The sequence below is a fragment of the Virgisporangium ochraceum genome, assembly GCF_016863655.1.
Lineage (GTDB): Bacteria > Actinomycetota > Actinomycetes > Mycobacteriales > Micromonosporaceae > Virgisporangium > Virgisporangium ochraceum.
Genome location: NZ_BOPH01000069.1, coordinates 74,553 through 89,393, shown reverse-complemented (window position 1 = coordinate 89,393; position 14,841 = coordinate 74,553). Strand labels below are relative to the sequence as shown.

The window sequence follows — 14,841 nt, the reverse complement described above, 5'->3', positions numbered from 1 at the left end:
CCTCGCGCCAACGAGACGGACTCGGTACTACAAATACAACCACTTTCAGTGTAGGACCAGGGCAAACGCCTGTCCAGGTGAGCACCGCGGCCCTGGCGTGGCACGACATCGGCGCCTGCGTGGTGCCGACGCAGCCGGGTAAGCGCCCGTTCGGCGAATGGAAGGCTTACCAGGCGCGGCGGCCGACCCGCGAACAGGTGGCCGCCTGGTTCCGCAACGGCGCCCAGGGCCTCGGCCTCATCTGCGGCGCAGTGTCAGGCGGCCTCGAAATGGTTGAGCTTGAGGGCCGCGCGGTCGAGGCTGGCGCGGTTGAGCGCCTCGGCGCCTTGGCCGACGCCACGGGCTGCGGCAAGCTGTGGGAACGGGTCACCTCGGGCTATGCCGAGCGGACGCCATCGGGCGGCCTGCACTACATCTACCGCCTTGAGGGCGAGGCCGTACCGGGTAACGCCAAACTGGCGCGCCGGCCCGCTACCGAGGCCGAACTAGCCGCCAATCCGGCCGATCGAATTAAGGTGCTGGCCGAGACGCGCGGCAAGGGCGGTTTCGTCGTGGTGGCGCCCTCGGGCGGGCACACGCACCCGAGCGGTGGGCCATGGGCGGTCACGAGCGGCGGGCCGGAAACCATCGCCACCCTGACGCCCGACGAACGCGAAACGTTCCTCGGGCTGTTTCGCACTCTCGATGAGATGCCGCGCCAACCGGCCGAACCGCCGCGCCAGCGCACCGCCTCAGCGGGCCGCCCTGGCGACGACTACGCCGAGCGGACCGAGTGGGCCGAGATCCTGGAACCGCACGGGTGGACGTACGTCGGGACGCATGGCGGGGCCGAGCACTGGCGGCGCCCCGGCAAGAGCGAGGGCACCTCGGCCACAGTCGGCTATGGCGGGTCGGATCTCCTGTACGTGTTCACCACCAGCAGCGGTGACTTCGAGGCCGATCGCTCTTACAGCAAGTTTGCGGCGTACGCCGCGCTGAACCACGGTGGCGACTACCAGGCGGCCGCTCGGGCATTGGGCGCCGAGGGCTACGGCACGCCGAGCACCTCGACCAGGGCGACGCCGAGCGGCCACGCAAACGCCAATGCACCAGAGGGCGAGGGACGGTCCAACCGCAGCTACCGGATCACGTGGGCATCTGAGATCGAGCCAGAGCCGGTTGTATGGGCGTGGGAGGACGCGGGCCACGGACGCCTGCCGGCTGGTTCTCTCAGCACTGCGGCGGGCCGGGAGGGGACCGGAAAATCCTCGTTCGGAATCTGGATGGCCGCCAGGATCACCACCGGCACACTGCCCGGGGCGTTCTACGGGCAGCCCCGACCCGTTCTGTACGTGGCGATTGAGGACTCATGGAAACACACCCTGGTTCCTCGCCTCATCGCGGCGGGCGCCGATCTGTCGAGGGTCGGCCGATTCGATGTCGTGGTCGATGAGGGCGAGGAAGTCACACTTAGCCTGCCCGTCGACAACGCCATCCTTGAGGCCGCCATCCGAGACGCGGGCGTGGTTCTGGTGGTCATCGACCCGCTGATGTCGGTGATCTCGGATCGGGTCGACACGCACCGAGAGCGGGACGTGAGAACCGCCCTCGACCCGTTGGCGAAACTGGCTGATCGAACCGCGTGCGTCATCCTCGGCATCGCCCATTTCAGCAAGGGGGGCGGCACCGACGCGGCCTCACTGATCACCGGATCGGGCGCGTTCAAGAACGTCCCGCGCACGATTTTCGGGTTCGCCAAAGATGAGGCCGACGAGTCGGGCGGACGCGTCATGACGCAGGTCAAGAACAGCCTTGGTCGCGAGGAACTGCCCTCGCTGCGGTACACCATCGAGTCCGCCGCATGTCAAGATCTTTGAGGCAGGTTTGTCAGGGGATCTTTGAGTGAGCCTGCTGCTCGTCCTGGTCGGGCGGTTTGTTGATCCACACGGCGTCGGGCAGGGTGGCTGGCTCGGGGTGCTTGCGCACGAACCGTTCCGGGTTGCGGGTGTAGGCCGCGGCGAGGACGTCGGCACGGATCTCGTGCACGACTGCCGACTGTCCATAGTGGACGTTGTGCGGGGTGTGCCAGGCGATGCCGGAGTGTCGATGTTCGGTGTTGTACCAGCGGAAGAACCGTTGACAGAAGGCCCGGGCGTCGACCAGGGAACCGAAGGTCTCGGGGAAGTCGGGCCGGTACTTCAGCGTGCGGAAGTGTGACTCGGAGTACGGGTTGTCGTTACTGGTGTGCGGCCGGGAGTGGGTCTTGGTCACGCCGAGATCGGCGAGGAGGAAAGCCACCGGCTTGGAGGCCATCGACGAGCCGTTGTCGGCGTGGATGGTCAACCTGTCCCGGTCGATGTGCTGCTTGACGATGCTGTCGGCGAGCAGTTTCTCAGCCAGGGCGGCGGACTCGCGCTCGGCGATCAGCCAGCCGACCACGTATCGGCTGTAGATATCGATGATCACATAGAGGTAGAAGTAGGACCACTTGGCTGGGCCGTGCAGCTTGGTGATGTCCCAACTCCAGCACTGGTTTGGTTGCGTGGCAACAAGTTCCGGCTTGACCCGCGGCGGATGCACCGCCTGGCGGCGGCGCTCCTTGACCTCCCCGTGCGCACGCAGGATGCGATACATGGTCGACACCGAGGCCACGTAGGTGCCCTCGTCGAGCAACTCGTGGTAGACGGTGGCTGGCGCCTTGTCCACGAAATCCTCGCTGTTGAGCAGCGAGCGCACCGTATCTCGCTCCGCCTGGCTCAGCGCCCGAGGCTGCGGCCGACGCGGGCGCACCGGCCGCGGTGGCGGCGGGGACTGCCGGTGCCGGCGGTAATGGTTGGCCTGCGGCCGTCCGGTCGCCCGGCACGCCTGCCGAACCCCGACCAGCGGCTCCAGTTCGGCGATCGCGTCATCGATCGCAGCCTGGATCATGGCGTGGGCTCGCTCCCGGAGTTCGGGCTGTCGGTCGCGAGCTGACCCAACAGCGCGGAGAGCTTTCCCTGCACCTCGATCACCTTGCGGGCCTTGGACAGCTCGGCCTGCAAGCGTTCGTTCTCCTTACGGAGCCGGGCGTTTTCCCGATCCCGCGCATCCGCCGGCGGCCGACCCGCCGGCCGGGCCAGGGCCTCCTTCACGCCCTGATCGCGTTGGATCCGCCACGCCGAGATCAACGACGTGTACAGGCCCTCCCGGCGCAGCAGAGCACCCTTGCCCGCCTTGTCCAACGACTCGTACTCGCTCAGAATCCGCGCCTTGTACGCCGCCGAGTACGTCCGCGACCGCGCCTTCGCCGGCACCTCCGGATCAGGCACCTGCTCGCTCGAACTCATCTGGAAGGTGACTCCTCGCTCGCCCTCGCGTCAACGTTTCAGGATCAGATCCTGCCTCACCTGATCTTGGCACGGAGGGTCCGCCGAGGTGCCGACGCGGCGAGGTGTGACGTTCACGGGGCTGTTCCAGTTCCTTGGAGAGTCTGACCGCACCGTTCAAGACGTGTTGCGCGACGCCCGATCGAGCCTCGATGAGGATGACCGCGCCGAACGCCGTGATGCGGCGGCCTGGCTGGCGTCCTACCTAGCCGACAACGGTGGTGAGGCCGAGGCCGTTGACGTGTTCCGAGCTGGCGCCAAGAACGGGTTCAGCCAGGACACCCTCAAGCGGGCCAAGAAAAAGGCGGGCGTCACGTCCCGCAAAGGCGCGATGGACAGCGGGTGGATGTGGGTTCTCAAGGTGGCCGCCGAAGAGCGCGAAGGGAGCGAAGAGCGCGAAGAGAGCAGTTCCCTAGAACGCGCTCCCTTCGGCGCTCCCTTCGGCGGCCCGCCCCACAACCGACCCGAAGAGCGCACGAAGAGCGCGCTTCCCAAGGAACTGCGCTCTTCGCTCCCTTCGCGCTCTTCGCTCCCTTCGGAGACCGCAGAGGAACCGAGCGACGGTGGGCCGCCCCGGGGGCGCTGGCTGGTCTCTGGTGAGCCGCTTGAGGTCAAGGGGGCCGCATGAACGCCCCGACCCGCACCCGGCTGACCGACCCGTGTTGGCGGTGCGACGACAGCCCGTTGTGTCGGCCCGTGGCGCTGGTCCGGCGTCACGGGCACCGCTCGGTGAGGGCGTGGTATCGGTGCAGCCTCGGCCACGTCTGGCGCGCGGACTGGTCCGGAGCCGAGGTCAATGATGCCGACCTGGCCGCCGCTGTGCCGGAACAGCCGTGCGCGGTGCCCGCCGAGTGGCCCGAGGTGGCCGAGGGCCGCGCCGTGGTGTTGGCATGCGACGGGTGCCACGCCTCGGCGGCGCAGCTTGGGGCCGGCGGCCATGTTGGCGCATGCCGCTGGCCTGGCCGTCACAACCACCCCGTTGCGCAGTCGGTCACGCGATGCCCGTACTTGCTCGAAACCCTTGAGATGACTTGGAATCGGAGCAACACCCATGGATAACCCCACCTGGCTTGAGGATCAGCGCCAGGCCGCCGCTGACCACGCCGAGCGCCTGTCCGAGCGCCTCGGCTGTGTCGGCCCCGCCCTCAGCGGGACGCTGGTCGCCCCGTTGTGGGAACGGCACCAGGCCGCCATCCGCAGCCACCAGGGCCGCGACTGCGGCCACGTCACCCAGATGCCGCGCCCGCTGTACGTCCTGGCGCGCCAGCCGGGTTACCTCTTCTGCCAGCCGTGCGCCAACGGCCTCGATTTCGAGGGCATGGCGCCTCGGTGCGACCTCTGCGGGAATGCCGAGCCGAGGTCGGGTGCCTGGTATCGCGGCGTGGTTGATTTCGTGATCTTCATTGTGGGCCTGTGCCGGGACTGTGCTGACGGCCGACCTCCGATGGCGCTGATTGGTGCCTCGCCCTGGCCCGGTAACCGGGCCGAGCGGCGGGCCGCCGCCCGCGCCTCACGCCGGAATGGTGCGTGAGCGCCCCTCAGAGGCCCGCTGACGGAATGGGGACGGTCGCGGGGACCGTCCCCTACCCGTTTGAGGCAGGGGCCAAATGAGCGCCGGCTACATCGAGGCGGCGGTTATCAACGGCGGGGCCGCATGGTTCCTTGCCCGCCTAGCCGACAATCACGCGGCCAGGACGCTGCGGTATCTCCCGGTTGAGTTAAGGGCCGAGGTCGATAGCGCCATTGAGGCATTGCGCCGAGCGGGAAGACATTACGACACGGCGCCCGTACAGCGGTCAATGACCGCTGGCGGTCCTATGGACGGTCCGCCAGATTCAGCGAATGTCACACTTAAAGACAGGGACAGAAGTCTGTCCATTTCCGAGGCCGCCACAATCGCGGGCGTGACCGAGCGGCATATGCGCCGCCTCGCTAGACCGGAACGCCACGGCGGTAAAGGGCTTGGCCGAAAGGTCGGCCGAGCGTGGGTTATCAACTCGGATGACCTCGATATCTATCTGCAAGTAAGGAGAACTCATGGCGCTTAAGCGCAAGCAGTCTGAGGCTGCGCCCAATGAATACGTATTCGTCCGTCCGCGAGAAATGGGCGGCGCCGCAGTTGTAAAGGACCCACAAACGGGTCACATGGTGGCGCCGGAACCAGGAAAGGCACTTCCGGCTAATCACCGCCTGGTCAAGGCGTATCCCTGGCTGTTCCTCACCACATCCGAAATGTACGAGGCGCAGAATGCCACCGTTTCCGAGGCCCGCTCGGTGCGCGTGGGACACGCGATGGACCCGAAAGAGCAGGCCGCCGAATGGGCGCGCCTCACCGCCGAGAACCGCGCCAAGGCCGAGGCGATGACGCCGAAGGAACGGCGGGCCGCCGAGCTTGACACCGAGCTTTCGGTGTACGGGATGCGGTTCGAGGATGACGGTTTCGGCTCGGCGGTTCGGTTCGCACACCGCGACCCGCACCGTGACCAAAGCCTGTACCTGCGCAGCGAACGTCAGTGGGTCGACCTGTTCGGCCTGGTCGAGGGTGCGCGCCTGATTCAGGCCAGCCGAGGAGAGCGAGCCAAGGCGCTTGCCGCCCGAGGCGTCCTGACGCCCGATGAGGAAAAGCACATCCGTTACATCTCGACCGCAGCGAGCCCCGTTGACTCGGTGACGCCCAATACCGAGCCCCTTAGCGTCGAGGATGCGCGAGCCGCCAACGAACACGTTCCGGCTGATGGTCCGGCCGAGCCTAGGGAGTACGGTCCCGCTCTCAGCCGCCGCAGGCCGACCGCTGACCAGGTGGCGCCCATCATCGGTGACGGTTGGGGGCCTGCGGGCGGGGATAGCGGGCCACGGGCACCCTCGCCCGCACCTCGCACTGCGTCACGGTTCCAGGAAGGATGGGGGGCGTAGCCATGGCTGGAATGACGCCAGCACAACGAATTGCAGCGATGCGACAGGCCGCCGCGGGTGCCAAGGCGCGCCAGACATGGGCTCGGGCGGACAGCGCCGCCGATCGGGCCGCGTGTGAGCGCCTGCTACGCCAGTGGCGGACCGACCTCGGTGACGCTGAAATCCGTTGGGCGCCAGGGGTTCTGGCAGTCGCAGACCGGCTGCGGCGTTCAGGTTCAGGGTTCCGGGCCAGCAGCGAGAACCTCGACCGCACTGGCCGCCGTCCGCTCATCACTGTCAAGGCCGTGGTCGCCGGCTACGCATCTGCTCGCACAGCGGGCCAGCGCGGCATAGCGACGCTGACCGGGCGCGCGGTCGAGACGCGGTAACCGCCAATCTGTGACCAGTCAGGCCGAATGTGAAGCCATCGTACGGGCCGCCCTGCCAACACCAGGGCGGCCCGTTGTTTGGTGGCTGCCAGGCGTCCTAGAGGCCGCCATGCGGCACGTCGAGGCGGGCCGAGGGTTCCGCGTGACTCGGTACCGATACGACTGGACCGAGGGCCGCCCGTTCATCACGGTAATGGAGATCAAATCGAATGAGAATCACCCCGAGAATGCGACGCCGAATCGAGCGCCTACGCCACAAGTACGGAGGAAGCGACGACGCAAATGAACGCGCCGTGAAAAAAGTGATCCGCGTAGCCCGTCGAGAGGCAAAGGAAGCCAGCAAGAATGGATAGGCAGGAAATCAAGCGGATTCTTGCCGAATTCGCCGAACTCGGCCCTTCGCGCGAAGGAATGGCGCGCGCAGTAAGGTGGGCCGCCAAGTCGAATGGGGATGTTCCTCTTGAGGTTGCCCTTGGTGTGATGTTGTTCCAGCAGGCTTGCGGGGGCGAATAATGGCTTGGTCTGCTCGCCCCTCGATGCCCGCAGGTCACAAAGTGACCTCTACAAACCTAGACGCCATCCTGGACCAGATCGACGCCTTAACGGCGCCAGGATGGACCTCATTTACGCCAGCCTGGACAGCTAGCGGAAGCAATCCAGCGATCGGCAATGGCAGTATTAGCGGCCGATTCAGGCGGTCGGCAGGGGCGGATGGGGTCAATTTCACTGTTCGCATCGTGATGGGATCGACCACCACGTTCGGAACGGGCGTATGGAGGATCGGTGTGCCGACAGGCACCAACGCGCCGTCAGCTACCAGTCTCCTTGATCTGGTTGCATACGGGACCGCAACCGATACCTCCAGTGGAGCCACATACGGAATCACCACGCGAACCGAATCTGGCGTACTGATCCTCGGCACAGCGAATGGGCCAGGCTCAATCGTTACGCCTACCGTCCCGTTCACATGGGCGAGCACAGACGTTCTCGTATTGAACGGGGTGTACCAACCTCAGTGACAACACAGAGGGTGACCTCCTGCCCGAGGGTCACCCTCTGTATTCGAATCAGGGAACGGGACGGTGAGTGACGATTCGACGAGTGTCACGCTATGTAGCATCGGACCGCCGTCACCGTCCGTATTTTTTTGAGGGTAGGCGAGGGCGGGTGACCCCCGACCTCGCCCAATTCTCCCCCCGAGCGCGCGCAACTCCCCGCTACACTGCGTTTTCGCAGGTCAGAGCCCTTGACAGCGCATGCTCACTGTGCTGGTGACTGGCGGGTACAGACAGACAATGGTGCCTCTACTTCGACGCTCGCTTGGTGGTTACTTTCTGTAGTATTGGCTGGTTGGCCGCGGAGTCCGTATGACCGATTAGAGCGCATCACTCTCCGTAGTAACGTTACATTGAGTGACTCCAACTGCGATGGCCCTGACAGCGCTAGGGCCTGGCGTCACGCGGAAGCCAGGCCCCGAGCTGAGGGTGAGTAACGCGTTAGGTCCAGCGGCTTGGGCAACGGTGCGTCCTGATGGCCTCGCGTAAGTCATCTGGCGTAGCCCCGTAGAGGTGCGGTTCCATCCAGTTCGAGTTGTCATGGAAGGCGTAGTAGCCGGCCGGTTTGCCGCGATGGACGGGCCAATAGAGCGTGTACCAGCCAGGAAACTCCTCATCGATCGACTGGCAAGCCTCGACGGCCCCGAGCGGCCAACCGAGGCGCTCGGCAAGCACGCGTTGGTTCGCGGCGAACAGTTCAGGGCCGGGCGGTAGAAGGTCGCTCATCGGTTCCCGCCCTGCGCCGCCTCGACCCGATCGGCCGAGGGAAACCGGCCGAGGACTGCCGCCATGTCGGCTGGCGTGAGGTCACGGACGTAGCGCCACATCGTCAGCAATAGCGCGGCCTGCGGGCGCGTCACGTCGCCCCCAAAGGCCCGTAGCGCCCGCTCGGCCACGTCGGTCAGTTCCCCTTGCATACTCATCGGAACCCCTCCCTGTAGGGGCTAGGGCCGGTGCAACGGTGTTCACAGCACCGCCCGGCCCGCCTTCGTCTATGCCCAGCGACGCTATTCCCGTTGGGCCTAGCAGGCAAGTCACTCTAGGCCCAGTTGTTACTCTCTGATTGGGCAAAGCTACCCAAATGGAACCATCGGCGGCATGGCTGATCTACGCGCCGCCGCACGCGCCTACCGCGAGGCGGAAAAGGGCATCGAGTCAGCCAAGGCCGCCGCCGAGGCCCGCATCAGGGCCGCCAGGGAGAAGGCCGAGGCGTGCCGCACGGACCTACACGCCGCGATGGTGGATGCGGCCCGCGCCGGCATGGCGCAGAAAGAGATCATCGAGGTGACCGGCTACTCCCGGGAGCGCGTCAGGTCAATCCTGCGGGCCGGCGGCATCGAGCCTGATTAGCGTGCGCTCTTGTGACCTTGGGTCTACGCCCGGCAGGGTGGTCATCCCGGATGATTGGAGGCCCCGTGTTGAGCCACGCACGATCAGCGCGTTCCCGCATCGATGAGGCCGAGAGCCTTATCGGTAAGGCCATTAGGAATACGAACAACTCGAACCCCAGCGTCGAAGACAGTGCGGTACTCGCCCAGGCCGCGACGGCTAAGGCGCTCATGGCGGTCGCGGCCGCGATTCTCGCCTTGACGGAGGGTCCACCCAAGCCACCGCGGCCGTTGCCCCCGCCGGATGGCAGCCTGTCGACCGGCCGGACAAGATGACAGTCGACTAGAACGTCACCCCGTTGATGCGGTGCGTAGTCTTCCAATGGCCATAATCTCCGCTCGGCGGGTCGAGGTCGCAAGGGCAGTGCTCGGCGATCGCGTACTCAATGACTACCTTGCCACCGTCTAGCGGCGACCCCCGAAACGCCGCATCGAGGCGCTCGCGCTCGGCGGGGGCGTCCCGGTAGTTCTGCCACTGGTTCTCCCAATCGGCCTCTACTTCGCCAGGGACGGACAGACCGAGGTAGCCCAGAGGAACAAGAACCGTTGTGCCAGCGGCCAGCGGGCGCGTAGTCGGGACCTCATGCCCGCCCGTGGCGGAGTAATGAGTAACCCTGATGTCTACGTCCCGCGTGCTGTTGTTCGTTATGTGCGCGTGGATGGTCGGCGGCGTCCCTGGCCGCCAGCGGAACGCCACCTTAATGCCGTCGGGCGCGATCTCGCGGTGATACCGACGCGCCTCGATCAGGGTTATGGCCTGCGCCTCTGCGGCCGACCTGTCGGCGGCAACCACGGCCCGGTCGGCGGCGTCGGCGCTGCGGGAACTAAGGCGCCACGAGGCGATTCCGAACACCACGCCACCGATGACACCGACCGTCCCGCCGACCGCGCCGAGGATGTCCCACCCGTCCGCCACGCCAGCACTGTAGCGCCCGGCTAGATATCGAGTTCGGTGACGTAGTGGCGCGTCGACCAGTGCCCATAGTCCGCGCTCGGCGGGCTGGTGTTGCAAGGACAATCATCGGGAGACCTGTAGCGCAGCGAGAGATACCCGACGTTGGTTCCCGCGCGCTCAAGCTCGGCGGCCAGTTCGTTGCGGATCACGTTGTCTTGCGCGCCAAACGCATTGAGGCGGTCATCCCACTGGCTGGGGGAGAACGCTAGTTGACCTAGCTGCCCTAACCTGAATTGGGCGTACGCGATTCTCTTCTCATGGCCTGCGTACAGGACAGTATCGCTAAGCGTTGTCTCGCCCCCGGTCTCCCATTCTTGAACCGGCAACACCAACAAATCGCGCTGCCCCGTATTTTTTACTAGTGCGTAGATTTGCCCGCCGGCTTGGGAGGGTCGCCAGATAAAACGCACGCTGACCGAGGGACCAAGCTCATCATGGCGACGCCCTGCCTCGATGCGTGTGATGGTCCGAGCCTCACCGGCCGAGATATCGGCCGAGTCCGCAGACCGCACAGAGGCGTGTGTGGCCTTCTCTGCTTCGTCTGCTGCCCGCATGCCGTGCTTGTTCGCCTCTGCGGCCTCATCGGCGGATCGCTCGGCGGCCCTGGCGCTGCGCTCACCCATGACGGTCTGCCTTCTGAGGCTGACAACCCCAGTGACGGCCCCGATAAGCGCCAGGCCGAGAGTGATCATGGCAATCCAGAATTGCCACGTGTCGGTCAACTTCACGCGCGGCACTCTACGCCAGGCGGTTAATATTCGACCCGCCCTGTCTTGATAAATGTTTCGAGTGACAACGCCGTCGCGATGATGTCCTCAGCGGCAAACGCCCGAGCGTTCTTGTGGTCAGACTTGGGTTCCGGCGTGGCGCCGAGGCGCCTGCCTGCGGCCTCGACCGCTATGAGGCGAATCGTGACGGCACTCGGTTCCGTGGGCTGGCTCATGGCGCGATCCTCACACGCTCGGGTATCGGGTTTCAGCGATGTCATGCGAACGGGTGAACCCGAGGTAGCAGCCTGGCCCGCCAAGGCGTCAGCGAGGCTCTCAAGGTCGATTCCGAGGCCCTCGGTGTGGCTGCCGCTACCCGCTACCTCGGGCCGCTTCCCTGGTCAGACGGCAGCGGCCGAGGTAGCCCATCCGCTACCTCGGCCGCTGCCGCTACCCTCGCCGCTACCGTGCGCCGGCGGTCACCGCTCGGCGCTCCCGAGCGGCCTCAAGCGCCCGCCGCTTGACGCCCTTGCGGGTCACGCCGGACACCTTGACATCGCCCGTCTCGACGCCGAGCGCCCGCAGCATCGCCCCGACCGATTCGGGGTCGAGGTCGCCGTATGACTCGGCGTCGAGGGCGGCCAGGCCCTCGACCAGGCCGAGCCAGTGTGACCCGTTGGCTTGGCCCACGACGGCCAAGGCGTCCTCGATGAGGTCACGCCGGAACACCTCGCCAGCGACCGGCCCATCGTCGGCGCCTACGCGTCGGCCACCGCGCAGGGCCGAGGCCACCGCCGTAACGGCGGCCCACTGTTCGGGCGTCAGCCAGGGCGACCGCACGGGGCCATCCTCGGCCGTAAAGCCTTTGGCGTAGCCCCATCCCGCATCGACCACGGGCCGGTACACCGTGCCCGTCTGGCCCCGCTTGTATGACCCCGTGCCGAGAATCTGGTCATTGGCAACCTGTTCGAGCACTGAGAAGCACCAGCGCGACGACACCGACTTTGTGAGCCCCGAGGGAATCGTCTTGGCGTCAGGAATCTGTGTCGCCAGCACCAGCACCACCGCAAGGGCGCGGCCTCGCTTAATGATGCGGGTCAGCATGTCGGCCACCTCGGGGCGCTCGGCCAACAGTTCGTGGATCTCATCGAGAACCACGACCAACGGGTGGAGCCCGAGGCCCTTGATTGCCGCCAGTTCCGGCGTGACCTTGCCCTCGGGCGCCCGGCCCTGCTCACGCATCGCCTTGATGACCGCGCCCCGCCGGCCCACCTCGCCGAACAGCCACCGCACCATGTCGGCGCCATCGTCAAACGCCTGGTCATCGGTGCCGACCACGTACCGCGAACACAGCGGTTCGAGGTCGAGGAAGTCACCAACGCCTTTGAACTCGGCCACCTGTACCTCACACAGCGGGTCGAGTAGCGCGATGGTTGCGAGACCTCTTGCCGCGAAAGACTTTCCCGACCCTGGCTGACCGCCGAGCAAGAAATTCCGTTGGAACAGAACGGTTTGAGCGGGGTCGGTGCGCGGGGTGAACGCGAACGGCGCAGGTTCAAAGAAACTCAACGGCTTGCCGTTGAGGACCGACCAGCGCGGGTTGCCCATCTGCGAGGCGGGCTTGTTGCCCACCCACAGGTCAAGCTGTCCCGCGTGCGCCGGCCCGACCGCGGGCCAGATCTGATCCATCGGCAGGCGCAGCGCCGAGGACAGTTCCTCGCGACGTTCGAGCACCTTGACCGCAGTGACCCCGCCCGGGAGGTTGACCCGCGCCAGCCAGCCGGGGCCGTCACGGTGGATGCCAGGCGGGGGGAACGTCAGCGCCGCAGGCTCACGCAGGCCAGGGATAGCTAGTTGCACCAACGCCAGCCGCACCGCCTCAGCGGTCAGCCGCGTGAACCTCGATGACGTGGTGACCCGATCGATGAGCGGCCGATCGACGGGTGCGCCCGCTCTCGCCGCGCCCGCCAAGGCCGCCAACACGGACAGCCAAAGGGCCGCAGCGCCACCGACCCGCCATCCGAGGGCCAGCACCACGACCACGGCGACCAGGCCGCCAGCGACTATCCAGGCGTGCCGCTTCCTCGACCCGTGCACCTCTTTGTGCAGCTTGATCCACGTCTCGGTGTCGAGGCGCTGAACCGCCCGCAGGCGCAACGGCAGTTGCTCGGTGACCCACAACCACGACAGCAGGGCCGCGCCGAGGCGCCAGCCCCCGCGAGGGGCGTAAGCCGCGCCCAACACCATGTACTTGGGCAGGCGCAGCAGATGGAACGCCAGGACGTACAGCGCGAAACCTGCGGTCGCCAGTGGCACCCGCCAGCGCTGCGACCGGTTGCGCATCCACGCGGGGATGATCGGCGCGCGGTCCTGTTCGGCCAGGCCCGTGATGACCGCGTACCGCGGTTCCTTGGACCGATCGGCGTCGATCGGCCCGCCCTGGCGGTATGCCTCGACCTCGACCTGTTCGGCGTCGACCGTCACGGCCTGGCCGAGCTCAACCTCACGGATCATCGGGTCATGGGCGTCGACCTCGGGCGGGGGCGTCCAGTCAGCAACGGCGGTCATGCGGCACCGCCACCGGTCAACGGAACGGGCTTGAGGGCCGCCCGCGCCTGACGCACCGAAATCCCGAGCGCCACCGCGATATCAGGGGCCGCCATACCATCAGCAGCCAAGGCAGCCGCCGCCCGCTGCGTCACCGCAAACGGGCGCCGAGGGGCCGCAGGCGGCGCCTTGGCGGCCTTGCGCGGCGTGGCCTTGGCAGGCACCTTGGCCGCCTCGGTGGGCACCTCGACCGGGGCCACCTCGGGCGCCTCGACGCGCTTTACTTCCCCGACCGGTTCCTTGATCACCGCTGGCGGTGAGGGCGGAACCTCGGCAGGCGGCGCAGGTACCTCTACCTGCGCAGACACCACCTCGACAGGCGGAAGTGTGATCGACACCGAGGGGGCCGCAGGCGCCACCTCGGCAGGGGCCGCAGCGGTCGAGGACTCGCGCACCAGCAGCGCCCGCATGTGGACCGCCAGCGCCGCCACGGCGGGCGGAAGTGCGCCCACCACGGCGGCCATGACGCACCGCCAGGCCGAGCCCGTGGCCGCGAACACCACCAGCGCGTGATACGCGGACTGTGCCACCACCCCGATAGAGGCCGCCGCGTACGTGTTGGCCCGAGCGAACCGCGCCACCGCAGGCGGTACGGGCGCCATCCACAGCAGCAGGGCCACCACGACATAGCCGTCAACCGCAACGGGCATGAGCCACGCGAGGGCCAGGGCGGCGCCGAACACCTCGGCCTCGCCCTCAAACCCCGCCAGCCGCCCGAGCGCTACCCACGTTGCCGCCGACAGGCCGAACGATGCGCCGAGGACCAGCCAGGACGCCAGGCCCGCAAGGCGGGGCTCACCCGTGCGCTTCATCGGGCCACCGCCTGTCGCACGGTGTCGCACGCTGGCCGCGACACCGCGGACATACGCTGACCTGCAGATCTGACATACGTGTCGCAGGTGTCGCGCGTGTCGCACGATTCTGGTGTGACACCACTACGCCGAGCCTCAGCGAACCGCGCCGCCTCGGCCTTGATGCGGCGGGCCTCGGCCAGCAGTTCGTCACCTCGGCGCAGGAGGAACCAGTCAGGTAGCGGGCCGAACACCTCGACAATTTCGGCGCCAGGGGTGGGGCGACCCATGAGGGTCGAGGCGGGCACTCCCGCCAGGTCGATGCCGTCGAGGCCCCATCGGGTCACGGTCGGTGTTTCGGGCGACATGACGCCCCGGATAGCCCGCGCTAGGCGCGCGAGTAGGAAGATGCTCACGGGTCGGAAGCTCCGTTTCCGATCAAGGCCCCGGTCGGTGCTTCGATCACCGCGCCGGGGCCGCCTTTGTCTTGAGGGCGGCCAGAGATGCACAGGAACAGCGGCGGGCCTCGCCGCAAGATCATGCGGCCCAGATTCGGCCCAAGGTGAGGCCAGAGGGAGGCCGATCCGATCGGATCTAACCGGACCAGAAAACGCAGGTCAGAAGCGTGATCGCGGATTAGTCGCAGGTCAGCGGCTTGCCGGTACCGGTGCAACCTGTACCAGTACGACCTGCCGTAGGCGGTCCTTGACATA

Annotated in this window: 14 protein-coding genes; 5 read left to right on the top strand and 9 right to left on the bottom strand. The window is 66.9% G+C overall.

What is annotated here, in order from left to right; all coding sequences use genetic code 11:
• The first annotated feature begins 77 nt into the window (after positions 1 to 77).
• Entirely contained in the window at positions 78 to 1,856 is a 1,779-nt protein-coding gene (locus Voc01_RS24190; RefSeq protein WP_203929813.1) for an AAA family ATPase, read from the top strand.
• 10 nt (positions 1,857 to 1,866) lie between these two features.
• Here the strand turns inward: Voc01_RS24190 and Voc01_RS24185 are convergent.
• A protein-coding gene (locus Voc01_RS24185; protein WP_373873863.1) for an IS3 family transposase occupies positions 1,867 to 3,305 on the bottom strand; the annotation gives its coding sequence in 2 pieces (ribosomal slippage) (positions 1,867 to 2,960 and positions 2,960 to 3,305; 1,440 coding nt in all).
• A 106-nt stretch (positions 3,306 to 3,411) separates the two neighbouring features.
• Between Voc01_RS24185 and Voc01_RS24175 the strand changes: the two genes are divergently transcribed.
• The 3 genes from Voc01_RS24175 (at position 3,412) to Voc01_RS24165 (ending at position 6,257) form a co-directional block, all read left to right on the top strand.
• Positions 3,412 to 3,972 (top strand): hypothetical protein, encoded by a 561-nt coding sequence (locus tag Voc01_RS24175; protein WP_203929810.1) that lies wholly within the window; start codon positions 3,412 to 3,414, stop codon positions 3,970 to 3,972.
• Between the two features lie 423 nt (positions 3,973 to 4,395).
• A complete protein-coding gene (locus tag Voc01_RS24170; protein WP_203929809.1) occupies positions 4,396 to 4,875 on the top strand; it encodes a hypothetical protein in 480 nt (159 codons plus the stop codon).
• A gap of 506 nt (positions 4,876 to 5,381) precedes the next feature.
• On the top strand, positions 5,382 to 6,257 hold the full coding sequence (locus tag Voc01_RS24165; protein WP_203929808.1) for a hypothetical protein: 876 nt from the start codon (positions 5,382 to 5,384) through the stop codon (positions 6,255 to 6,257).
• 1,864 nt (positions 6,258 to 8,121) lie between these two features.
• On the opposite strand, the gene Voc01_RS24160 is transcribed toward Voc01_RS24165, so the two are convergent.
• Together Voc01_RS24160 and Voc01_RS24155 are read right to left on the bottom strand one after the other, a co-directional pair.
• Entirely contained in the window at positions 8,122 to 8,406 is a 285-nt protein-coding gene (locus Voc01_RS24160; RefSeq protein ID WP_203929807.1) for a hypothetical protein, read from the bottom strand.
• Positions 8,403 to 8,603: a hypothetical protein gene (locus Voc01_RS24155; RefSeq protein ID WP_203929806.1), complete on the bottom strand. Its 201-nt coding sequence runs from the start codon at positions 8,601 to 8,603 to the stop codon at positions 8,403 to 8,405. Before Voc01_RS24155 ends, Voc01_RS24160 begins: the two co-directional genes overlap by 4 nt.
• Before the next feature lie 175 nt (positions 8,604 to 8,778).
• Here Voc01_RS24155 and Voc01_RS24150 point away from each other — a divergent pair, with 175 nt between their 5' ends.
• Positions 8,779 to 9,030, top strand: a complete 252-nt coding sequence (locus Voc01_RS24150) for a hypothetical protein (protein ID WP_203929805.1) — start codon at positions 8,779 to 8,781, stop codon at positions 9,028 to 9,030.
• Between the two features lie 321 nt (positions 9,031 to 9,351).
• On the opposite strand, the gene Voc01_RS24145 is transcribed toward Voc01_RS24150, so the two are convergent.
• The 6 genes from Voc01_RS24145 to Voc01_RS24120 form a co-directional block, all read right to left on the bottom strand.
• A complete protein-coding gene (locus tag Voc01_RS24145) occupies positions 9,352 to 9,984 on the bottom strand; it encodes a hypothetical protein (RefSeq protein ID WP_203929804.1) in 633 nt (210 codons plus the stop codon).
• 20 nt (positions 9,985 to 10,004) lie between these two features.
• Positions 10,005 to 10,751 carry a hypothetical protein gene (locus Voc01_RS24140; RefSeq protein ID WP_203929803.1) on the bottom strand — a complete coding sequence of 249 codons (747 nt, stop codon included), beginning with the start codon at positions 10,749 to 10,751 and terminating at the stop codon, positions 10,005 to 10,007.
• A 23-nt stretch (positions 10,752 to 10,774) separates the two neighbouring features.
• Positions 10,775 to 10,966 carry a hypothetical protein gene (locus tag Voc01_RS24135; protein WP_203929802.1) on the bottom strand — a complete coding sequence of 64 codons (192 nt, stop codon included), beginning with the start codon at positions 10,964 to 10,966 and terminating at the stop codon, positions 10,775 to 10,777.
• Between the two features lie 226 nt (positions 10,967 to 11,192).
• Positions 11,193 to 13,298 (bottom strand): AAA family ATPase, encoded by a 2,106-nt coding sequence (locus Voc01_RS24130; RefSeq protein ID WP_203929801.1) that lies wholly within the window; start codon positions 13,296 to 13,298, stop codon positions 11,193 to 11,195.
• On the bottom strand, positions 13,295 to 14,149 hold the full coding sequence (locus Voc01_RS24125; protein WP_203929800.1) for a hypothetical protein: 855 nt from the start codon (positions 14,147 to 14,149) through the stop codon (positions 13,295 to 13,297). Before Voc01_RS24125 ends, Voc01_RS24130 begins: the two co-directional genes overlap by 4 nt.
• The gene (locus tag Voc01_RS24120; protein WP_203929799.1) at positions 14,146 to 14,544 is read right to left on the bottom strand and encodes a hypothetical protein; all 399 of its coding nucleotides are present in this window, start codon (positions 14,542 to 14,544) and stop codon (positions 14,146 to 14,148) included. Before Voc01_RS24120 ends, Voc01_RS24125 begins: the two co-directional genes overlap by 4 nt.
• Between the last annotated feature and the right edge of the window lie 297 nt (positions 14,545 to 14,841).

What these genes read in the sequence shown, in the direction of transcription:
- Voc01_RS24155 (WP_203929806.1), bottom strand. Translation starts at nt 8,603, where the DNA reads ATGAGTATGCAAGGGGAACTGACCGACGTGGCCGAGCGGGCGCTACGG.
- Voc01_RS24165 (WP_203929808.1), top strand. Translation starts at nt 5,382, where the DNA reads ATGGCGCTTAAGCGCAAGCAGTCTGAGGCTGCGCCCAATGAATACGTA.
- Voc01_RS24170 (WP_203929809.1), top strand. Translation starts at nt 4,396, where the DNA reads ATGGATAACCCCACCTGGCTTGAGGATCAGCGCCAGGCCGCCGCTGAC.
- Voc01_RS24130 (WP_203929801.1), bottom strand. Translation starts at nt 13,298, where the DNA reads ATGACCGCCGTTGCTGACTGGACGCCCCCGCCCGAGGTCGACGCCCAT.
- Voc01_RS24160 (WP_203929807.1), bottom strand. Translation starts at nt 8,406, where the DNA reads ATGAGCGACCTTCTACCGCCCGGCCCTGAACTGTTCGCCGCGAACCAA.
- Voc01_RS24125 (WP_203929800.1), bottom strand. Translation starts at nt 14,149, where the DNA reads ATGAAGCGCACGGGTGAGCCCCGCCTTGCGGGCCTGGCGTCCTGGCTG.
- Voc01_RS24135 (WP_203929802.1), bottom strand. Translation starts at nt 10,966, where the DNA reads ATGAGCCAGCCCACGGAACCGAGTGCCGTCACGATTCGCCTCATAGCG.
- Voc01_RS24150 (WP_203929805.1), top strand. Translation starts at nt 8,779, where the DNA reads ATGGCTGATCTACGCGCCGCCGCACGCGCCTACCGCGAGGCGGAAAAG.